The following is a 19,470-nucleotide window of genomic DNA, read 5'->3' as shown; positions in this document are numbered from 1 at the left end:
GTCATGCAGCCTTTGCTTTTCCGGTTCCCTCATGCGCCGCCTTGGTGCGGGCCTGCAGGTCGCGCAATGTCTTCAATTCGAGTTCGCTTGGCGCCGGTGTTTCGTCAAGCGCCTCCGCGAACTTTACCACCCAGCCACAGCTCTCCTGCACCTGCTGGCGCGTGACGCCCGGATGCAAAGACACGATAGTGAATTCCTTGGTCACCGGATCCGGCTTCCAGATGGCGAGATCGGTGATCAGCAAGGTCGGACCTGATGTGTCGATGCCAAGCCGCTTGCGATGGTCGCCGCCCTCGCCATGGCCGAAGGAGGTGAAGAAGTCGATCTTCTCGACCATGCCGCGCTTGGTCTGCGCCATTGTGATGTAGATCTGCTTCGACGAGGTCGCGATCTCCGGCGCGCCGCCGCCGCCGGGCAGCCTGGTCTTGGGATGGAAATAGTCGCCGATGACCGTGGTGTTGATGTTGCCGAACTTGTCGATCTGCGCCGCCCCCAAAAAACCGATCGAGATGCGGCCGCCCTGCAGCCAGTAGCGGAACATCTCCGGCACCGCGACGGTGGTGACGGCGGTCTCGCACAATTCGCCATCGCCGATCGACAGCGGCAGCACGTCGGGCGCGGTGCCGATCGTGCCGCTCTCGTAGATCAGCGTGATGTCAGGCGCATGCGTCAGCCGCGCCACATTGCAGGCCGCGGACGGTGCGCCGATGCCGACGAAGCAGACATCGTCATTCCTGAGCGCCCTGCTGGCGGCGATCGTCATCATCTCGTTGGGGGTGAAACCCAATGGATTGTCGCTCATGCCGCTTTCCTCAAATGCTCGACCCGGGCCGCGAAATCGCCGGCGCTCTTCTCCAAGACATTGGCCTGCATCCACGCCTGGAATTTGTCACGGTCGGCAGCGATCTCGTCCCATTCCAGATAGGCCGCATTGTCACGTGCATAATAGCCATGCGCATAGGACGGATGCGAGCCGCCGGGCACGACGGATATCGCCGCGATCGTCCAGCGCGGCAGCACGGTCAGATTGGGGTGCAGATCGTCGAAATTGTCGACCACTTCCTCCACCGTCACCACCGCTCGCTTGGCCGCCAGCACCGCTTCCTTCTGGATGCCGATGATGCCTTCGACCAGCACATTGCCTTGTCTGTCGGCCTTCTGCGCATGGATGAAGGTGACGTCAGGCCTGATCGAAGGAACAGCCGCCAGCACCTCGCCGGTGAACGGACAGGTGACAGACTTGATGTTCGGATTGACCGCCGCGAGGCCAGCACCGCGATAGCCGCGAAACACCGCGCAGGGCAGACCGGCCGCGCCCGCCTCATAGGCATTGGCCATGCCGGCATGGCTGTGCTCCTCGATCTCGATCGATCTGGGGAAACCGTTCTCGATGGCGTCGCGGGCGCGCCGCAGCAGGCCGACGCCGGGATTGCCGACATAGGAGAAGACGATTTTCTTCGCCATGCCCATACCGATCATCTGGTCGTAGATCAGGTCCGGCGTCATGCGGACCAGGGTCAGGTCGCGAAAACCCTGACGGATCGCCTCATGCGCCGCCGCCGTCGGGATCAGATGGGTGAAACCCTCGAAGGCGACCGTGTCATCATCGTTCAAATTCTCCGCAACGGCCTGTTTGAGCGGCAGGAACTTGACCATCGCATCGGCTCCGGGTTCAAAAGTTCGTATTGCGAACATATGTTTTGTATGCGATACTCTCTACGCTGGGCGAGGGCGCGGAGTCAATCCTGGCGTCGATGCCGTTCCGCGGAGTTGAGATGGACGAAGAAGCCGCTTCCCGTGATCATGTCGGCTCGCTCGAGCGCGGCCTTGCCGTCATGGAGATCCTGGCTCGGCATCCCTCGGGCATGACGCTGACCGAAATGGCCGAGGAAGCGGGCCTGACCCGCGCCGGCGCCCGCCGCTTTCTGCTGACGCTCACCGCCACCGGCTATGCAACGCAAGCCGGCCGCGTGTTCTCGCTGTCGCCACGCTTGCTGACGATCGCCCGCACCTGGCTCGGCGGCGCCTCGCTCTGGGCCTTCGCCGCACCCATCATGCGCGCGGTCGCCGCACAGCTGAACGAGGCCTGTTCGGCGGCGATCCTGTCGGGTGCCGATGTCGTCTATGTCGCCCGTATTCCCGGCCGCCGCATCCTCAGCGTGTCGCTCGATGTCGGCACCAGGCTGCCGGCCTATTGCACCTCGATGGGACGCATCCTGCTTGCCGGTCTGACGCCTCAGGAATTGGACGCATTCCTCGGCCAGACGACGATCGAGAGACGGACGCCTAAGACGATCACCGACAGGCGTTTGTTAGCCAACGCCATCGGCAAGGCGAAAGCGGACGGCTTTGCCATCGTCGACGAGGAACTGGAACTCGGCCTGCGCTCGATCGCCGTGCCGATCCGCGACCGCGCAGAACGCACGGTCGCGGCCATCAACGTCTCGACGCAATCGGCGCGGTTCTCCGTCGCGGAGATGGAGCGGGAGATTCTGCCGGTGTTGCTGGAGGCCAGGCAGCGGATTGAAGATTTTTTTGTGGTTTAAGAGGCCTTCTCCAACAACCTTCACCGTCGGCGGGACAGCGCCCCCCTCTGCCCTGCCGGGCATCTCCCCCTCTTGGGGGGAGATCGGACGTCACGCCGGCTTTCGCCAATCTCCAACGACGCAGGAATGGGCGAAGCCACCAATCTGCCAATCTCCCCCCTTGAGGGGGGATGTCCGGCAGGACTGAGGGGGCGCGAAGGATCGCGGCGTTTTGCAATTCGCCGCCGCCCCGCCGACCCTCAATGCTTGATGCGATCCCGCATGGCATACCACAGCATGCCCAGCACATAGAGCGGACCGCGCAGCGCCGTGCCGCCGGGGAATGGCATCGGGGTCAGCGTCGAGAACAAATCGAGCCGCGAGGCGTCGCCGGTGATCGCTTCGGCCAGGAGCTTGCCGGAAAACGTCGACAGGATGACGCCCTTGCCGGAATAGCCATGCGCGAAATAGACTTCGCCATAGTGCCCGACATGCGGCAGCCTGGATGTCGTCACCGACACCAGCCCGCCCCAGGCGTGATCGATGCGGCAGCTCTGAAGTTGCGGGAAGGTGGCTTCCATATGCGGCCGCACGAAGCCGGCGATATCGGCCGGCGGTGACGGCGTGTAGCGCTCGCCGCCGCCGAACAGCAGCCGGCCGTCCGCCGACATCCGGTAATAGTTGACGACGAAGCGTGTGTCGGACACCGCGACATTGGCCGGGATGACATTGCGCTTGCCCTCCAGCGGCTCGGTGGCGACGATGTAGTTGCCAACCGGCATGATGCGGCTGTTGACGCGCGGCTCCAGCCCATCGAGCAGAGCGTCACCGGCCAGCACGACATGTTTTGCACGCACCGATCCCTTTGCCGTCGAGATCCGGATCGAAGGCTCACGCTCCAGCTTCACCGCCACCGAATTCTCATGGATGACGACGCCGGCAGCAATCGCCGCGCGGGCAAGGCCGAGCGTGTAGTTCAGCGGATGCATGTGGCCGCCGAGCGGCTCATACATCGCGCCATGATAGGGTGTGTCGACCTTGGCTCGGGCTTCCGCCGCCGACAGGATTTCGGCGTGCGGGAACTTCATCACCGTAGCCAGGCACTCGACCTCTTCCTCGAGATCCTTGAGGTCGGAACCGTTGACCGCGCCGACCAGATGGCCGGTCAGCCTGAGATCGCAATCGATGGCATGGCGCTCGATGATGTCGAGCACCAGCCCGCGCGCCTCGAAGGCAAGATCGAACAGTACCTTTGCCCGCTCAGGCCCATAGAGCTTGACCAGTCCCTTGGCGCCCTTGCGCAGGCCGGGGATCATCTGGCCGCCATTGCGGCCCGACGCGCCCCAGCCGATCTTGCCGCCTTCGAGCAGCACCACCTTCAGCCCGCGCTCGGCGGCGTGAAGGGCGGCCGACAGGCCGGTGCAGCCGCCGCCGACGACCACCAGGTCGGTGTCGACATCGCCGACCAGCGCCGGATGGTCCGGCGCCGGATTGGCGGTGGCGACATAATAGGATTTTGCGATATCGAGGCCCGAATTGAAGCCCGTTGAACTGGAAGCCATGATCACACCTTCAGCAGAAGGTGGTCGCGTTCCCAGCTCGTCACCACGCCCTGGAACAGGTCGAGCTCGACGCTCTTTACGCGCAGATAAGTCTGGAAGAAATCCTCGCCGAGCAGTTCCCGCACCGGGCCGCAAGCCTCGAAACGATCGAGCGCCTCCTCCATCGTCTTCGGCAGCGTGCTCTTGATCTTGTAGGCATTGCCCGACGCCTCGGGCGAGCGCGCCAGTTTCTGCTCGACGCCGAGATAGCCGGCAAGCAGCGAGCCGGCGATCGCCAGGTAAGGATTGGAATCCGCACCCGGAAGCCGGTTCTCCACCCGCCGCGCGGCGCGGCCGCCGGCCGGCACGCGCAGGCCGCAGGAGCGGTTGTCATGCGACCATTCGATGTTGGCCGGCGCGCTGTGATTCGGCCTGATGCGGCGGAACGAGTTCACGTTGGGCGCGAACAGCGGCATGATTTCGGGGACATATTTCTGAAGGCCGCCGATGAAGTGGCCAAACATTGCGGTGTCGGCATCGTCGCTGCCGGCAAACAAAGTCCTGCCGGCCTCGTCGATGACCGACATGTGCAGATGCATCGAGCTGCCGGCCTGTGCGGCGATCGGCTTGGCCATGAAGGTGGCGTGCATGCCGCTTTGCTGCGCTGCCTGGCGCGTCAGCCGCTTGAACAGCAGCACCTTATCGGCCAGCGGCAGCGCATCGCCATGCAGGAAGTTGATCTCCAACTGCGCGGTTCCCGACTCATGGATCAGCGTGTCGAGCGGCAGGCAGGCCGCCGCCGCATAATCGTAGATGCGGCGGATCACCGGTTCGAACTCCTCGAGCCCGGCCATATCGTAGGGATGCTGCACGGTCTCGGCGCGGCCATTGGCGCCGACCGGGGCGGTCAGCGGCCGGTCCGGATCCGGATTGGGCGCGGTGAGATAGAATTCCACCTCGGGCGCCACCACCGCCCGCCAGCCGCGCTTGGCGTAGAGGTCGAGCACGGCCCTGAGCACATGGCGCGGCGAGGCCATCCATGGCCGGCCGTCCATATGGAAGGCATCGGCGAAGACATAGGCCTTGCCGGGAGCGGCACCCGGCGCCAGGCAGAGCGTCGATACATCGGGCACCATGCGCATGTCCGGATCCGAATAGGCAAAACCCTCGTCGATCGAGCCGGAATAGCGGCCGTCGATGCTGACCAGGAAAGCGCTGCTCGGCAGATAGAGTGCGCGGTCTTCAAGCGCCTGGAGGAATTTGGCCGTTGGCAAGGCCTTGCCGCGCAGGACGCCGTTCATGTCGGGCACCAGGCACTCGACTTCGTTGATGCCGTGCCGGGTCAGCCAGGCTTTGGCATCGGTGCCGCTGGAGAGCGAGATGTTCGTGTTGTTGTCAGGCATTTTCGTTCAAATCCGGATCAGAGAGAGTATGGCTTGCGCGGCCGCATCCGTTCCGGGTTTCAGCGCCATTTGGGCTGCATTGTCCTTGAGGCGGGCGCGCATGGCATCGTCGGCCAGCAGGCCGAGAATGGCTTTCTCCAACACTCCTTCGGTCCAGGCATCACGGCCGATATGGTCGCCGGTGCCGGTCTCTTCGGCGCGTTGCGCGTTGTCGTGTCCATCCCAGCAATAGGGCATGATCAGTGACGGCACGCCGAAGCGCAGCGCTTCGCAAAAGCTGTTATTGCCGCCGTGATGGATGAACAGGTCCGACTTCGCCACCACCGAGGGCTGCGGAAACCAGGCGTCGAGATAGACATTGTCGGGCACTGCGCGATAGGCGTCGCGCAGGCCGCCGGCATTGACGATAAAGCGGGCCGGCAGCCTGTCGAACACCACCAGCATGCGCTCGATCAGGCCGACATCCATGGCGCCCAGGCTGCCGAAGCTGACATAGACCAGCGGCCCGCCATTGCGCGGGAACACCGGCACCTCGAACGGCCCTTCCGAACGCACGCAGCCCTCGAGATAGATGAAGCGCGCGGGGTCGAGCGGCTCGGCACGCTCGCGGCGCACGATCGTCGGCGTCAGCAGCAGGTTGAGATCGGGCGACGTCTCGAGGAACTGACCCTTCGGCAGCGGCCCCAGTCTGGCATCCGCCCGGAAGCGGTTGAAGCGGTCATGCGCCGGCGCGCAAGCCGCCAGATACCTGGCCTCGAACGCCGCGCGTTGCGGGTCGTCCACGCCAAGCCCCGACAGATAGGGCGGCACATTGGCGTCCGGCAGCTCGGTCTCGGCGCAGGAGACGACGCGCACCCACGGACAGCCGGCTGCGGCGATCGCCGGGAACATGATGACATTGTCGAGCACCACGGCATCCGGCTTGAGCCGTGCCAGCAATTGGCGCAGCGGCGCCTCGGCATTGACCGCGGTGTCGACGATGGCCTGCCAGGTCGGAGCGACATAGGTCTCGAGCTGGTCGATCGGGCTCAGCCTGAAATGCGGCAGGTGCCGGCGCACGAAAGCCTGCCAGTAGCTCTGGCGTTGGCTCTCGCTCAGCGGCTCGTCGGTTGGCAGCTGGTATTCCTGGAAACCATAGTCGGCAAAGACGCCGGAGAAACCGGCATGGCAGATGAAGACGGGCCGGGCGCCTTTCGCACGCAGAGCCTGCGCGATGCCGACGCAATTCAACGCCGCGCCGAAGCTTGCTTCGGGAAACAGCGCGATGGTCGGGCTGGCTTTACGCGTCAATTAATCCTCGTCATTCCGGCCGGCTGATCGTGCCGAACAGCGCGGGAGCCCCGCGGCTGGCCGCTTGCGGTCGCTGGTTGCGGGAGAGCCGCAGATGAATGCGAAGCAGATCGGCAGCCACCTCATACTGCAGGCTTTCAAGATGGTCGAGTATGACAAGGTGTTCGCGCAGCGATTGCCGCAATCGGAAGACGTTGACGCCGGCATAGATGCCCGGCAGCCGGCGCAGCCTGAGGTGATCGGCGAGCGCGTCGGCGATGAAGCGGTTGGCGCTGCCCTCGGCGAGCATGCCGTGAAAATCGATGTCCAATCGCTGGAACTCGCGTGTGTCGAAGGCGGCGTCCGGCAGCGTCACCAGCGCTTCCATAGCCTGGCGCAACGTCGCCGCCCGCGCGCCGTCCAGCCTGAAGCCGGGCGTCAGGATGGCCGCGGGCTCGAGCAGCAAGCGGAACTCGTAGCTGTCGCCTTGCGCTTCCGGATCGTCGGGCGTGCGCCGAAACAGCCAGGACTGGCCAGGCGCACGATCCAGCAGATTCTCTTCGGTCAGTTTGTTCAACGCTTTTAATACCGTCTTGCGCTCGGCACTGTAGCGCCGCATCAATCCCGCGACGGTCACCGTCTGGTCCAGTCGCCGCGCCGAGCGGTCGCGCAGGATCGCCTCGGCCAACTCGTCCTCCTCGGCAGCGGGCAATTCCGTGGCGACCGAAGCCTGCGCGGTGAGGTCGATGGCCAGATGATAACCGGATTCCGCCTCCCAACGCACGACGCCCCGTTCCGCGAGCAGGCCGAGTGCCGCCCGCACCGGCGTGCGCGAGACATTGCACAGCGACGCGATCTGCTGCTCGGGCAAGCGTGCACCGGGCTCGAAGCCGCGCTGGCGCGCGACATCCAGGATGCGCTGCGCCAGATCAAGATGGTTGGTGCGGGGTCGTCTGGCTGCGGCTTGCATGGCTGATCCAGCGGAAAACGGATGACCGCATTGCTTTGACCGATCGCCCGAACGGACGCAATCGGCCAGTTTCCTCGGTCGTCTGACAAATTATGGATTGACGTACTTTTTTCTGCAATAGTACTGTCAACACAATCGGCGAGAAAAAGACCGAGGGAACAGGATCGAGGCAGCGGCAAGGGTCGCAAGCGTTGGTCCGGCGAATGAAATTCGACGATCAACCGAATGGGAGTCTGTCATGACCGCTACCAGCCTGCGGCGCCGTGCGCTGAAAACATCTTCGATCGCACTTGGCCTGGCCTTGGCGCTGTCCGCACCGGCGATGGCTGCCGACCTCGTCATTTCGAACTGGGACGGCTACATGGCACCCGACGCCATGGCCACCTTCAAGACCGCAACCGGCGTTTCGGGCGAAGTGGTGGTGCATGCCACCAATGAAGAGATCATGGGCAAGCTGATCGCCGCCGGCGGCAAGGGCTATGACGTGGTCTTTGTCTCCTCACCCTTCGCCGAGGTGCTGAACAAGCTCGGCCTGACCGAGCCGATCGACCACGCCAAGATCCCCAACCTCGCCAACCTCTATCCGGAAGCAGCCAAGCTGCCGCACGATGTCGGCAATGCCTTCTCGGTGCCCTACACCTGGGGCACCACCGGCCTCTGCTATCGCTCGGATCTGATGAAGGTCGCACCGGCCAGCTGGAGCGACCTGCTCGCGCCCTCCGACGAATTGAAGGGCAAGACCACCATGCTGGCGACCGACCGCTGGCTGCTGGCCGCCGGCCAGCTCGACAAGGGCTATTCGGTCAACGAAACCGATCCGGCCAAGATGGCCGAGGTCAAGGATCTGCTGATCTCGGCCAAGAAGACCCTGCTCGCCTATGACGACACCACCTTCTATTCCAAGCTGGTGTCCGGCGAGGCACTGATGGTGCAGGCCTGGGACGGCTGGTGCAATTACGGCATCGCCGAAAAGCCGGAGATCAAATACGTCATTCCCAAGGAAGGTTCGGACCTCTGGGTCGACACGATGGTGGTGATGAAGGCCTCCGCCAACAAGGACGCCGCCTTCCAGTTCATCAACTTCATGCTCGACGCCAAGAACCACGCCTGGGCGGCGCAGAACATCGACTACAAGGTGCCGAACAAGCCGGCCATGGAAAGCCTGCCGGCCGATTTTCTGGCAAAATTCCCCAACATGGCGATGCCGGTGGCCGATCTCGTCAAATTCGAGCAGTTGCGTGACGTCGGCGACGCCCAGCGCGACTATTCGAAGATCGTCAGCGAGATCAAGGCTGCACAGTAAGCGGCGGCACATCAGAGACCACGGCCGACGGCGGGTTTCCGCCGTCGGCCGCTGAATGCGGTACCCAATCGTGTCCTCAACCAGACTTCGTTCCTCCTTGCTGATGGCCCCGGCGCTGGCCTGGCTCGCGGCCTTGATGGTGGTGCCGTGCGCGCTGGTACTGGCGCTCGCCTTCTTCCGGCGTGGCATCTATGGCGGCATCGAATACACCTTCACGCTGGAGAATTTCGGCCTGGTCTTCGACCCGCTCTATGCCGGCGTCTTCCTCAATTCGGCGCGCATCGCCGGCACCGCGACCCTGATCGCTGTGGTGATCGGATATGCCGCCGCCTACGCCATCGCAGCCGCCCCGCGTCGGTGGCAGCCAGTGTTCCTGTTCTTCGCCGTGCTGCCGTTCTGGTCCAACTATCTGATCCGCACCTATGCCTGGATCGTGCTGCTCAACCGCGAAGGCCTGATTACCCAGCTGCTGCGCTGGTTCGGCTACACCGGCGAGCCGCCATCGATGCTCTATACGGAAGGCGCGGTTATCGCCGGCCTGGTCTATAACTACCTGCCCTTCGTCATCCTCGCCTGCTACGCGCCGCTGTCGCGGCTCAACCCGGAACTCGCCGAGGCCTCGCGTGATCTCGGCGCTTCGGCAGCCACCACGTTCCGTCGTGTCATCCTGCCGCTGACCGTACCGGGCATCGCCGCCGGCGCGGTCTTCGTCTTCGTGCTGTCGATCGGTAATTTCGTCACGCCCGCGCTGCTCGGCGGCGGCCGCTTCCAGATGATCGGCAACCTCGTCTACGACCAGTTCCTGACCGCCAACGACTGGCCTTTCGGGGCGGCACTGGCGATGGCGCTGATTGCCATCATGCTTCTGGTACTGATGGCGCAAGCGCTGGCCGCCAATCGCGCCTCGGGTCACGTCACGCAAGCCGGCGGAGACACCGATGGCTGAGCGCTCCCCTGCCACGCGGCGCACGCTCTGGCTCGTGCTTAGCCTGGTCTTCGCTTTCCTCTACATCCCGATCGCCGTGCTGGTGGCGCTGTCCTTCAACGAAGGCGGGTTGCCGACGGCGTGGTCGGGCTTCTCCCTGAAATGGTATGTCTCGCTGGCCTCGAACAGCGCCATCCTCTCCGCGGCCCTCAACACGCTGATCGTGGCGCTGGTCTCGACCGCGATCGCCACTCTGCTCGGCACGCTGCTGGCGATCGGCATCGAGATGCGCCGGCAATACGGCAAGGCCCTCGAAGCGCTGATTTTCGCACCGATGATCATTCCCGACATCGTGCTGGCGATCGCGCTGCTCTCGTTCTTCTCCATGCTCAACCTGACAATGGGCCTGCACACCATCATCCTCGCCCATGTCGTCTTCAACCTCGCCTTCGTCTGCTCGGTGGTGCGCGCGCGGCTGAAGAGTTTCGACTGGTCGATCGTCGAGGCCTCCGCCGATCTCGGCGCCTCCGCGCTCACCACCTTCCGGCGGGTGACATTGCCGGTCATCGCGCCGGCGGTGATTGCAGGGGCGCTGCTCGCCTTCACGCTCTCGGTCGACGAGTTCATCATCGCCTTCTTCACCGCTGGTGCCGGTCGCGCCTCGACGACGCTGCCGATGCAGATCTACGCCATGATCCGCTTCGGCATCACGCCGGAGATCAACGCGCTGGCGACCATCGTCATGGCGGTCTCGATCACCGCGCTGACCCTGTCGCAGCGGCTCAACCGTGGGATCATCGGCCAATGAGCGAACCCCGCACTCTGCTGGCCATCGATCATGTGTCGAAGAATTTCGGCAGGGTGACGGCTGTCGACGGCATCTCGCTCGACATCCGCGAGAACGAGTTCTTCGCTTTGCTCGGCCCGTCCGGCTGCGGCAAGACCACGCTCTTGCGCATGCTGGCCGGTTTCGAGACGCCCAATGACGGGCGCATCCTGCTCGACGGACGTGACATCGCCAAAACCCCGCCCAACAAGCGGCCGGTCAATCTGATGTTCCAATCCTATGCGCTGTTTCCGCATATGAGCGTTCGCGCCAATGTCTCCTACGGCCTGGAGATGGAACGTTTGCCAACAGCTGAAATCCGCTCCCGCGTCGATGCCATCCTGGCGACGACCGAGCTCGTCCCCTTCGCCGACCGCAAGCCGGAGCAATTGTCGGGCGGCCAGAAGCAGCGCGTCGCGCTCGCCCGCGCGCTGGTCAAGCGGCCCCGGCTGCTGCTGCTCGACGAGCCGCTCGGCGCGCTCGACAAGAAACTGCGCGGCGCCATGCAGCTGGAATTGAAGCGCCTGCAGCACGAGGTCGGCATCACCTTCGTCATCGTCACCCATGACCAGGAGGAATCGCTCGTCATGGCCGACCGCATGGCGGTGCTGAAAGACGGCAGATTGCTGCAATGCGACACGCCGCACGCGATCTACGAACACCCCGCCGATCGCTTCGTCGCCGACTTCATCGGCGTGATGAATTTCGTGCCGGGCCAAGCCGCCGCCGATGGCGTTGTGGCCACGAATGGCGCACGCATATCAGGCAAGGTTCCGGCGACGCTCTCGCCCGGCACATCCGCTGTCGCTTCGGTGCGCCCTGAGCGCATCCGGCTATTCCCATCGGCGGAAACCGCCAACCGCATCACCGGCACGGTCGAGGCGCTGGCCTATCAGGGGCTTGACCTGCAGCTGCATGTCCGCACGCCCCTGTCGCCAAAGCCGTTCCTGGTGCGCGTCACCGCAGATGCCGCCGACCGCCGGCCGGTCTCGTCGGGCGACCAGGTCGAACTCGGCTGGGATGCCGCCGATGTCAGAATTTTCGCAGAATGACAGGAGAAGCCTGATGGCGCAGAAGACGATCGCGTTTTTTCCAGAAGCCGCCTACGGCCCGGCGCTCAATTCCGTCGGCATCGCCCAGGCAGTCGAAGCGCGCGGCCACAAGGCGGTGTTCCTGTCCGACCCAGGCTTCGTCGATGTCTACAAGGGCTACGGCTTCGAGGCGCATCCGGTGAACCTGTCGGAGCCGATGCCGCCCGAGCAGATGGCGAAATTCTGGGAGGATTTCATCAACGGCCATATCCCGAACTTCCGCAAATCGCCCTACGACCAGGTCGACAACTACGTCAAGGATTGCTGGACGGCGATCGTCGACAGCGCCAAATGGGCGCAGAAAGATCTGCCGCGCGTTCTCTCAGCCATCAAGCCGGATGTGATCTGCGTCGACAACGTCATCCTGTTCCCGGCCATCAAGCAGTACGGCAAGCCGTGGGTGCGCGTCATCTCGTGTTCGGAAAACGAGATCGAGGACGAGGACATCCCGCCCCATCTCTCCGGCTGCGGCGAGAACGACCATGCCGGCCACCAGCGCTACCGCGACCACTTCAATGCGGTGATCAAGCCGATCCATGACGACTTCAACGCCTTCCTCACCGCCAACCACGAGGCGCCCTATCCGATCGGCCAGTTCTTCGAAGCCTCGCCCTATTTGAACCTGCTGCTCTACCCGGAAGCGGCAAAATTCAAGCGCCGCCATCCGCTCGACCCGGCAAAATTCCAGTATCTCGAAGGCTGCGTGCGGCAGGAAAAGCCCTATGCGGTGCCGACCTTCGCCAAAAACAATGATGGGCCGCTGTTCTACGTCTCCTTCGGCAGCCTGGGCGCCGGCGATGTCGAGCTGCTGAAGCGCATCATCGCGACATTGGGCAAGACGCGCTACAGGGCTCTGGTCAATGTCGGCGGCTACAAGGACCAGTACACGGACGTGCCCGGCAACGTCATTGTCGACAGCTGGTTTCCGCAGCCCTCGGTCATCCCGCAGGTCGATGCCGTCATCCACCATGGCGGCAACAACTCGTTCACCGAGTGCCTCTATTTCGGCAAACCGGCCATCATCATGCCCTATGTCTGGGACGGCCACGACAACGCCACCCGCGTCGAGGAAACCGGCCACGGCTTCGGCATGCCGCGCTACGACTGGACCGATGCCGAGCTGGTTGCCAGGATCGAAACCTGCCTGACCGACCCGAAGATGAAAGCCGAGCTGGCGAAGACATCGGCGCGGATGCGCGCGCAGAATGGCCCGGAGAAAGCTGCCGGGTTGCTGGAGACGCTGCTGTGACCTCCTCCGCCCCACACCTCCACCAGGCCTCCACCCGCACCGATCTCGTCGACTGGGGCGTCCAGCCGGATGCGCTCGGCGGCACTTCGCACTCGACCGGCAGGCTCGTGCACAAAGGGCCAAACAATCAGCCGGAATCCGGCATCTGGGTCTGCACGCCAGGCCGCTGGCGCCTCAGTATCCCGCGCGACGAATTGTGCCATTTCGTCGCCGGCCGCGCGACCTACCGGTCGGATGTCGGTGAGGTGATAGAAGTCTCCACCGGCACCGTGGTCATGTTCCCTGCCGGCTGGAGAGGCGAATGCACCGTGCATGAGACGATGCGCAACGTCTACATGCTGGCGTGACCACGGAGCTTGATGACATGTCGACACCGCACTGGCCGAAGGCTTCGGCCGTGGAATTGGAAGACTGGGGCGCGGGCAGCAACACGCTCGCCGGTTCGCCGCGCGCTTCGGGCAAGATCCTGGCGCAGAACCCGGACGGATCGAGCGAATGCGGCCTGTGGACGTGCACGCCGGGCACGCGCAAGGTCACCTTTGGCGCGGACGAATTCTGCCACTTCCTGTCGGGACGCGGCAGCTATGTCCATGACGACGGCGAGGAGATCGCGGTCGAGGCCGGCACGCTGGTATTCTTCCCCGCCGGCTGGACCGGCATCTCCATCATCACGCAAACGCTGATCAAGGCTTTCATGTGCCGCTGAGCACTCATTTCCAAGGAATCGATATGACAACCCCCATCATGAAATCCCCGCTTACCATTACCGACCTCGTCGACTGGGGCGTCATCCCGACCATGATCGAGGGCCAATCCCATACCTCGGGCAAGCTGCTGTACAAGGGGCCGGAAGGCCGCTCCGAATGCGGGCTTTGGGTCTGCACTCCGGGCAAATGGCACTGCCATGTCACCCGCGACGAGTTCTGCCACTTCCTCGAAGGGCGCTGCACCTATGTGCATGAATCCGGCGAGGTCATCGAGATCGAGCCGGATACGGCAGCGTTCTTCCCGCAGGACTGGAAGGGCGTCTGCACCGTCCATGAGACAATCAAGAAGGTCTACATGATCCGCTGAGCCTTCTCGATAATTCTGCCCTGCCGGACACCTGACGCGGCTTTCTGCGCTTCCGGTGCTCACGGACTAAATGTCCGCTGCGCTCCGGTTCTCGAAAGCCACGCCATCTGCCTCGGCAGGACGAATTCTCAAAAAGGCTCCATAAATGGAGAAGGACAAAATGGATATCTCTCCTGACCGGCCAACCTTCTTCGTCAATCCGGACTACCGGTCGATGGCCGGCGCGGCAAAACCGGTGATCGATCCGGCGACGCTGGAAACCGTCGGCGCCATTGCCGCCGCCAGCGAGGGCGAGATCGACGCTGTGCTCACGGCGGCAACCAGGGCGCAGGCCGCCTGGAAGAAGCTCGACGCCAAGAGCCGGGCCAAGCAACTGCATGCCGTCGCCAACGCCATCGAGGCGGCGGACTTCACGCGTTGCGCCGAGCTGATGGTGCGCGAGATGGGCAAACCCTACCCCGAAGCGATCGGCGAGATCGCCAATTGCGCGCCGATCTTCCGCTACTATGCCGAGATGGCGCGCGACGATGCCGGCAAGATCGCCGGCACGACGCAGGCCGGTTCGTTCCAGTATGCGCGCTACGAACCTTACGGCGTCTCCGTACACATCATGCCCTACAATTTCCCGATCCTGCTGATGTGCTGGACGGTCGCCGCATCGCTCGCCGCCGGCAATGCCTGCATCATCAAGCCGGCCGAGGCGACGACGCTATCGACGCTGGACTACATGACCGTGTTCCGCTTGCTGCCAGAGGGGCTGGTCTCCTGCCTGCCCGGCGGAGCGGCCACAGCGCAGGCGCTGATCGCCTCCGACCGCACCCATGCCGTTGCCTTCACCGGCTCGGTCGCCGCAGGCAAGGCGGTGGCGGTGGCCTGCGCCGAACGCATGAAGCCGTGCGTCATCGAGGCCGGCGGCAGCGACCCGCTGATCATAAGCGAGCATGCCCCGCTCGAGATCGCGGCGGCCGGCAGCGTCACCGCCGCCTTCCACCTCACCGGCCAGGTCTGCACTTCGGCCGAGCGCTTCTTCGTCGTCGATTCCGTGCACGACCGCTTCGTCGCGCTGTTCGCCGAAAGGACGCGGGCGCTGCGCATCGGCAACGGCATGGACAAGACCGAGATCGGCCCGCTGGTCAGCGAAAGCGCGCGGACCAAAGTGATGCGCCTTGTGGATGACGCCATTGCCCATGGCGCCGAGGCGGTGACCGGCGGGCGCATCCCGCCGGCGCACAACATCGGCTGGTTCTACGAACCGACGATCCTGACCGGCGTCACCCCTGATATGGCGATCGTGCGCGAAGAGTGTTTTGGACCCGTCGCCGCCATCTGCCGGGTCAGGGATTTCGACGAGGCGATCCGGCTTGCCAATGACAGCCCGTTCGGGCTCGGCGCTTCGGTGTTCACATCGGATCTGGCCGAAGCCCACGAGGCGGCTGAACGGCTCGAAGCCGGCATGGTCTGGGTCAACAACCCGCTGATCGACAACGATGCCCTGCCGTTCGGCGGCTGGAAGGCCTCGGGCCTTGGCCGCGAGCTCGGACGCCAGGGGCTCGACGCCTTCCGCCGCTCCAAAATGGTGATCATCGACCACAAGCCTGCGATCCAGGACTGGTGGTATCCCTATCCCGACAGCTGGTTCCGCGAAACCGGCGGCCGCAAGCATGTCTGAGTGTTTCGAGCCTGGCTATCCCTGGACGCCAGCTCGGTGGCTATCCCTGGATAGCCAGCCCGACCATGAGCGGGAAAAGGCAATGCCGCCGAGTGAAACCCGGCGGCATTGCCTTTGACTGACCACTACCGTTTCGGCGGCGGTTCGTTACGGCGTCGTTTCCGTCTGCATCGCGGCAGCCGTCTGGTCGATCTTGCCGGCAAGGACGTCTTGAGCCCAGGACGTGACCGCAGCGTCGACGGGCTTGTTGGCCATATCCGCCAATGCCGCGTCGAGCGATGCATCATCGGTGCCGACCGCGGCCGCAGCAGCAGCAGCGTTGTCGGCAGCGACCTCGGCCTGCAGAGCAGCTATCTTCCCAGGCAGGGCCGCCTGATCTTCGGGCGACATCGCGGCAATCTGATCGGGTGTCAGGGACGTCAGCGCATCCAGCTTAGCCTGTGCTGCGTCGGCGGCGGCCTGAGCGACCTTGGCTTTGGCGGACTGCGTCACGAATGCCTGAAGGGCGGCGAATTTCTTGCTCTTCGAGTTCATATAGGCATTGATGTTGCGCTTCAGCGAGCTCACCCGGCCAAGCTTGGCGTGGATGTTCTTGCCTTTGGGCACGGACGAGACCTTGGTGGTCTTGTCGACCGTGGTGTCGTCCGCTTTGGCCACCTGGCCGGGGGCCGACGACGACTTGCCGTGCGAAGCGCCGCTCTTGCCATTGCCGCCGTTGCCATTGCTACCGCCGTTGCCGTGCCCGTTGCCTCCGGCATTGCCACCGCCACCGCCGTGCCCATTGCCGGCGAGCGCCGGAGATGCCAGGAGCGCCAATGCAGCAAGCGCCGCCAGCAGAGTTTTCCGGTTTGTCATGGTAATCTCCTCGGGAATCGTCGCCCTGGCCCGACCGCTAAGCGACCGTCCTATGAGGAATTGCTAATAGTGCAGAGTAAACTTTAGACAAATGCTGTCTCAATACGCGATCTGGCACCCGGCCAGAAACTTAACCGACTGATATCAAACACAAATTCACGCTCTTGGACGGCCATGGCACTGAAGTCCCATGCCGGCAGGACTATAGTCCTGCCGGCAAGCAGCGGCATGGGTGAAAGTCTTTGCGTGGTATATCGGACAAGCTTTGAGGGGAGTTGATAGCGAAAGCAAAAGGCTCAGCCGATACTTTCACCGCCGTCGATTACCAGCGCCTGGCCGGTCATGAAGGATGAACGGTCGGAGACAAGGAACAGGATCGCTTCGGCGATCTCATCGGCGCTGGCCCAGCGGCCCATCGGGATCTTGGTGCGGACATAGGTTTCGATCGCCCCGCGTCCGCCCATCTGGGCGATGAACGGTTCGTTGAACGGCGTGTCGACCCATCCCGGGCAGAGCGCGTTGACGCGCACATTGTGCCGGGCATAGTCGAGCGACATCTGCCGTGTCATTGCCACCACCGCATGTTTGGAAGTTGCGTAGGCAATCATCTCGCGGTCGTAGAACACGCCCGAATTGGAGGCGGTGTTGAGGATGACCCCGCCGCCCTGCGCGATCATCGAGGGCATGACCTGTCTCGCCGCCAGGAACTGCGCCCGCACATTGACCCGCCACGAGGCATCCATGCCGCCGACCTCCACTTCGGTCAGCGTGCCGCCGATCTGGATGCCGGCGTGATTGTGCAGGATGTCGATGCGCCCATGCCTGTCGAGCGTGCCGGCAATGAGCTGTTCGACCGCCGCATCATCAGCGACATCGGTCGTGATCGCCTCGGCTTGGCCACCGATCGCGCGGATGTCCGAAGCCGTTGCTTCGCCGGCGGCCTGATCCCTGTCGGCGATGACGACCACCGCGCCTTCCCTGCCCATGATCATGGCGCCGGCGCGCCCGATGCCGGAGCCGGCGCCTGTCACCACGGCGATGCGGTCTTTGAGGATCATGATGCGGCTTTCAGTTCGACGGCTTGCGCTGGCGCAACTGCCATTGGGCAAGCACCACGAGCAGCACGGAAGCGACGAGCACGATCGTCGCGATGGCGTTGATCTCCGGCGTCACGCCGCGCCGGATCGACGCGAAGACATAGATCGGCAGCGTCGTCTGCGCGCCGGCGACGAAGAAGGCGATGATGAAATCGTCGAAGGAGAAGGTGAAGGCGAGCAGGAAGCCGGCAACGACCGCCGGCATGATCTGCGGCAGCACGATCGAGCGGAACGTCGTCAACGGCGTCGCGTAGAGATCGCTCGACGCCTCGACCAGATTGCGGTCGAGGCTGCCGAGCCGCGTGCCGACGATCATCGTCACCAGCGCCATCGAGAACAGCCCGTGCGCCGCGATGATCGAACCGTAGCCGAGCGCCAGCCGCGGCGGCTGATCGTCCGGCCAGATCGAGGCGAGGAACGGATTGACGACGGTGAACAATTGGACGAGCGCGACCAGAGTCGAAATGCCGATGACGACGCCCGGAACGACGATCGCGGCGCCCAGAAGTGCGTCGAAGACCGCGCGGGTCCGCACGCCGACGCGCGCCAGGCCGAGTGCCGCCGCGGTGCCGCACAGCGCCGCCAGCAAAGCGCTGGTGGTGGCGATGAACAGGCTGTTCTTCAGCGCTTCGACCAGGAACGGGTTCGCCAGTGCCTTGCCGTACCATTGCACCGAAAAGCCGGTGAACTCGCTGGCATGGTGGCCGGCGTTGAAAGAAAACAGCACCACCAGCGCGATCGGCAGATAGAGGAAAGCGAACACCGCAATGACGAAAGCCCGCATCAGATCAGATCCACCCGGCGCGCGCCCGAAACCCGGGTCGAAATGCGGTTTGCGGCAATCAGCACCACCACCGAGACCAGCACCAGCGTGATGGCGATGGCCGATCCGAACGGCCAGTTGCGCGATTGCAGGAACAGATCGACCAGCGCATTGCCGATGAAGAACACCTTGCCGCCGCCAAGCAGCGTCGGGATCAGATATTCGCCGAGCAGCAGGATCATGACCAGCGAGAAGCCGGTCATGACGCCCGGCAGCGACAGTTTCAGTGTCACGCCGAGGAAGGTCGAAAGCGGTGTCGCGCCGAGATCGGCGGAGGCCTCCAGCAGCCTGCGGTCAAGCCGTTCGAGGCTGACATAGACCGGCAGGATCATCAGCGGCAGGTAGCCATAGACGATGCCGAGCAGCACCGCGCCCGGCGTGTTGATCAGCCTGACATCCTCGATGCCGACAAAGGCGAGCAGCGCCGGAATGCCGCGCCCGCCCAGAATGTACATCCAGGCATAGGTCCGCATCAGCAGGCTGGTCCAGAACGGAATGACGACCAGCGCGAGCAGGATCAGCCGCCAGCGCTGCGGCGCGCGCAAGGCGAGATAGTAGGCAACGGGATAAGCGACGAGAAGGCAGGCGAGCGCTCCCACCGGCGCCAGCACCATGGTGTTCCAGAAGGCGGTCGCCCGCGCCGGAAGATTGGCATATTGCGCCAGCGTAAAGGCGGCCTGATAGCCGCCTTCCGGTGCGCGTTCGCCGACGCTGAACACGGCGATGGCGATGAACGGCAGCACCAGGAACACCACCAGCCACGCGGTCGCCGGACCGAGCAGCATGGCGGTCAGAAAATTCCTACGAAGACGGCTGCCGTGCATGGAAAGATTGCCCCGGTGCCGGCGGG

General features: G+C 64.0%; 20 protein-coding genes. 10 read left to right on the top strand and 10 right to left on the bottom strand.

The genetic code is table 11. The features are described from left to right. Window position 1: 1 nt before the first annotated feature. Entirely contained in the window at window positions 2-802 is an 801-nt protein-coding gene (locus A9K65_RS05655) for a CoA-transferase subunit beta (RefSeq protein ID WP_064992583.1), read from the bottom strand. Beyond that, window positions 799-1,656, bottom strand: coding sequence for a CoA transferase subunit A (locus A9K65_RS05650; RefSeq protein ID WP_063173322.1), 858 nt, complete (start codon window positions 1,654-1,656; stop codon window positions 799-801). The genes A9K65_RS05655 and A9K65_RS05650 overlap by 4 nt, the downstream gene beginning before the upstream one ends. A gap of 119 nt (window positions 1,657-1,775) precedes the next feature. Between A9K65_RS05650 and A9K65_RS05645 the strand changes: the two genes are divergently transcribed. Beyond that, window positions 1,776-2,546: an IclR family transcriptional regulator C-terminal domain-containing protein gene (locus A9K65_RS05645; protein WP_064992584.1), complete on the top strand. Its 771-nt coding sequence runs from the start codon at window positions 1,776-1,778 to the stop codon at window positions 2,544-2,546. 239 nt (window positions 2,547-2,785) lie between these two features. Here A9K65_RS05645 and A9K65_RS05640 read toward each other — a convergent pair whose 3' ends face one another. Genes A9K65_RS05640 through A9K65_RS05625 form a run of 4 tightly spaced genes read right to left on the bottom strand, consistent with a single transcriptional unit; the run spans window position 2,786 to window position 7,708 of the window. Next, entirely contained in the window at window positions 2,786-4,087 is a 1,302-nt protein-coding gene (locus A9K65_RS05640) for an FAD-binding oxidoreductase (RefSeq protein WP_064992585.1), read from the bottom strand. A gap of 2 nt (window positions 4,088-4,089) precedes the next feature. After that, window positions 4,090-5,469: a glutamine synthetase family protein gene (locus A9K65_RS05635; RefSeq protein WP_064992586.1), complete on the bottom strand. Its 1,380-nt coding sequence runs from the start codon at window positions 5,467-5,469 to the stop codon at window positions 4,090-4,092. A 6-nt stretch (window positions 5,470-5,475) separates the two neighbouring features. Continuing rightward, window positions 5,476-6,759: a glycosyltransferase gene (locus tag A9K65_RS05630; protein ID WP_064992587.1), complete on the bottom strand. Its 1,284-nt coding sequence runs from the start codon at window positions 6,757-6,759 to the stop codon at window positions 5,476-5,478. A gap of 10 nt (window positions 6,760-6,769) precedes the next feature. Continuing rightward, entirely contained in the window at window positions 6,770-7,708 is a 939-nt protein-coding gene (locus tag A9K65_RS05625; protein WP_063169494.1) for a GntR family transcriptional regulator, read from the bottom strand. 238 nt (window positions 7,709-7,946) lie between these two features. On the opposite strand from A9K65_RS05625, the gene A9K65_RS05620 reads away from it, so the two are divergent. The 9 genes from A9K65_RS05620 (at window position 7,947) to A9K65_RS05580 (ending at window position 15,845) form a co-directional block, all read left to right on the top strand. Continuing rightward, window positions 7,947-9,011 carry a spermidine/putrescine ABC transporter substrate-binding protein gene (locus tag A9K65_RS05620; protein WP_064992588.1) on the top strand — a complete coding sequence of 355 codons (1,065 nt, stop codon included), beginning with the start codon at window positions 7,947-7,949 and terminating at the stop codon, window positions 9,009-9,011. Between the two features lie 103 nt (window positions 9,012-9,114). Then, window positions 9,115-9,957: an ABC transporter permease gene (locus A9K65_RS05615; protein ID WP_064992589.1), complete on the top strand. Its 843-nt coding sequence runs from the start codon at window positions 9,115-9,117 to the stop codon at window positions 9,955-9,957. Further along, on the top strand, window positions 9,950-10,744 hold the full coding sequence (locus A9K65_RS05610) for an ABC transporter permease (protein ID WP_063169496.1): 795 nt from the start codon (window positions 9,950-9,952) through the stop codon (window positions 10,742-10,744). The genes A9K65_RS05615 and A9K65_RS05610 overlap by 8 nt, the downstream gene beginning before the upstream one ends. Then, window positions 10,741-11,814, top strand: a complete 1,074-nt coding sequence (locus A9K65_RS05605) for an ABC transporter ATP-binding protein (RefSeq protein WP_027163035.1) — start codon at window positions 10,741-10,743, stop codon at window positions 11,812-11,814. Before A9K65_RS05610 ends, A9K65_RS05605 begins: the two co-directional genes overlap by 4 nt. 13 nt (window positions 11,815-11,827) lie before the next feature. After that, window positions 11,828-13,102 carry a glycosyltransferase gene (locus A9K65_RS05600; protein ID WP_064992590.1) on the top strand — a complete coding sequence of 425 codons (1,275 nt, stop codon included), beginning with the start codon at window positions 11,828-11,830 and terminating at the stop codon, window positions 13,100-13,102. Next, a complete protein-coding gene (locus A9K65_RS05595) occupies window positions 13,099-13,449 on the top strand; it encodes a cupin domain-containing protein (protein WP_024504745.1) in 351 nt (116 codons plus the stop codon). The genes A9K65_RS05600 and A9K65_RS05595 overlap by 4 nt, the downstream gene beginning before the upstream one ends. 17 nt (window positions 13,450-13,466) lie before the next feature. Then, on the top strand, window positions 13,467-13,808 hold the full coding sequence (locus A9K65_RS05590) for a cupin domain-containing protein (protein ID WP_064992999.1): 342 nt from the start codon (window positions 13,467-13,469) through the stop codon (window positions 13,806-13,808). Between the two features lie 23 nt (window positions 13,809-13,831). Further along, window positions 13,832-14,176 (top strand): cupin domain-containing protein, encoded by a 345-nt coding sequence (locus A9K65_RS05585; RefSeq protein ID WP_013528939.1) that lies wholly within the window; start codon window positions 13,832-13,834, stop codon window positions 14,174-14,176. Between the two features lie 160 nt (window positions 14,177-14,336). Beyond that, the gene (locus A9K65_RS05580; RefSeq protein ID WP_064993000.1) at window positions 14,337-15,845 is read left to right on the top strand and encodes an aldehyde dehydrogenase family protein; all 1,509 of its coding nucleotides are present in this window, start codon (window positions 14,337-14,339) and stop codon (window positions 15,843-15,845) included. Window positions 15,846-15,992: 147 nt separating this feature from the next. Here A9K65_RS05580 and A9K65_RS05575 read toward each other — a convergent pair whose 3' ends face one another. The 4 genes from A9K65_RS05575 to A9K65_RS05560 form a co-directional block, all read right to left on the bottom strand. After that, window positions 15,993-16,700: a hypothetical protein gene (locus A9K65_RS05575; protein WP_013528937.1), complete on the bottom strand. Its 708-nt coding sequence runs from the start codon at window positions 16,698-16,700 to the stop codon at window positions 15,993-15,995. Between the two features lie 296 nt (window positions 16,701-16,996). Next, window positions 16,997-17,758, bottom strand: coding sequence for a glucose 1-dehydrogenase (locus A9K65_RS05570; RefSeq protein WP_064992591.1), 762 nt, complete (start codon window positions 17,756-17,758; stop codon window positions 16,997-16,999). Window positions 17,759-17,768: 10 nt separating this feature from the next. Continuing rightward, window positions 17,769-18,581 carry an ABC transporter permease gene (locus A9K65_RS05565; protein WP_024504751.1) on the bottom strand — a complete coding sequence of 271 codons (813 nt, stop codon included), beginning with the start codon at window positions 18,579-18,581 and terminating at the stop codon, window positions 17,769-17,771. Continuing rightward, window positions 18,581-19,444: an ABC transporter permease gene (locus tag A9K65_RS05560; protein WP_064992592.1), complete on the bottom strand. Its 864-nt coding sequence runs from the start codon at window positions 19,442-19,444 to the stop codon at window positions 18,581-18,583. The genes A9K65_RS05565 and A9K65_RS05560 overlap by 1 nt, the downstream gene beginning before the upstream one ends. Between the last annotated feature and the right edge of the window lie 26 nt (window positions 19,445-19,470).

The sequence above is a fragment of the Mesorhizobium sp. WSM1497 genome (assembly GCF_001672455.2).
Taxonomy (GTDB): Bacteria; Pseudomonadota; Alphaproteobacteria; order Rhizobiales; family Rhizobiaceae; genus Mesorhizobium; species Mesorhizobium ciceri.
This window is presented reverse-complemented; position numbering and strand designations above follow the sequence as displayed.

Coding starts and splice junctions, on each gene's coding strand:
- A9K65_RS05655 (WP_064992583.1), bottom strand. CDS start 802: ATGAGCGACAATCCATTGGGTTTCACCCCCAACGAGATGATGACGATC.
- A9K65_RS05650 (WP_063173322.1), bottom strand. CDS start 1,656: ATGGTCAAGTTCCTGCCGCTCAAACAGGCCGTTGCGGAGAATTTGAAC.
- A9K65_RS05645 (WP_064992584.1), top strand. CDS start 1,776: ATGGACGAAGAAGCCGCTTCCCGTGATCATGTCGGCTCGCTCGAGCGC.
- A9K65_RS05640 (WP_064992585.1), bottom strand. CDS start 4,087: ATGGCTTCCAGTTCAACGGGCTTCAATTCGGGCCTCGATATCGCAAAA.
- A9K65_RS05635 (WP_064992586.1), bottom strand. CDS start 5,469: ATGCCTGACAACAACACGAACATCTCGCTCTCCAGCGGCACCGATGCC.
- A9K65_RS05625 (WP_063169494.1), bottom strand. CDS start 7,708: ATGCAAGCCGCAGCCAGACGACCCCGCACCAACCATCTTGATCTGGCG.
- A9K65_RS05620 (WP_064992588.1), top strand. CDS start 7,947: ATGACCGCTACCAGCCTGCGGCGCCGTGCGCTGAAAACATCTTCGATC.
- A9K65_RS05615 (WP_064992589.1), top strand. CDS start 9,115: ATGGCCCCGGCGCTGGCCTGGCTCGCGGCCTTGATGGTGGTGCCGTGC.
- A9K65_RS05610 (WP_063169496.1), top strand. CDS start 9,950: ATGGCTGAGCGCTCCCCTGCCACGCGGCGCACGCTCTGGCTCGTGCTT.
- A9K65_RS05605 (WP_027163035.1), top strand. CDS start 10,741: ATGAGCGAACCCCGCACTCTGCTGGCCATCGATCATGTGTCGAAGAAT.
- A9K65_RS05600 (WP_064992590.1), top strand. CDS start 11,828: ATGGCGCAGAAGACGATCGCGTTTTTTCCAGAAGCCGCCTACGGCCCG.
- A9K65_RS05590 (WP_064992999.1), top strand. CDS start 13,467: ATGTCGACACCGCACTGGCCGAAGGCTTCGGCCGTGGAATTGGAAGAC.
- A9K65_RS05585 (WP_013528939.1), top strand. CDS start 13,832: ATGACAACCCCCATCATGAAATCCCCGCTTACCATTACCGACCTCGTC.
- A9K65_RS05580 (WP_064993000.1), top strand. CDS start 14,337: ATGGATATCTCTCCTGACCGGCCAACCTTCTTCGTCAATCCGGACTAC.
- A9K65_RS05575 (WP_013528937.1), bottom strand. CDS start 16,700: ATGACAAACCGGAAAACTCTGCTGGCGGCGCTTGCTGCATTGGCGCTC.
- A9K65_RS05570 (WP_064992591.1), bottom strand. CDS start 17,758: ATGATCCTCAAAGACCGCATCGCCGTGGTGACAGGCGCCGGCTCCGGC.
- A9K65_RS05565 (WP_024504751.1), bottom strand. CDS start 18,581: ATGCGGGCTTTCGTCATTGCGGTGTTCGCTTTCCTCTATCTGCCGATC.
- A9K65_RS05560 (WP_064992592.1), bottom strand. CDS start 19,444: ATGCACGGCAGCCGTCTTCGTAGGAATTTTCTGACCGCCATGCTGCTC.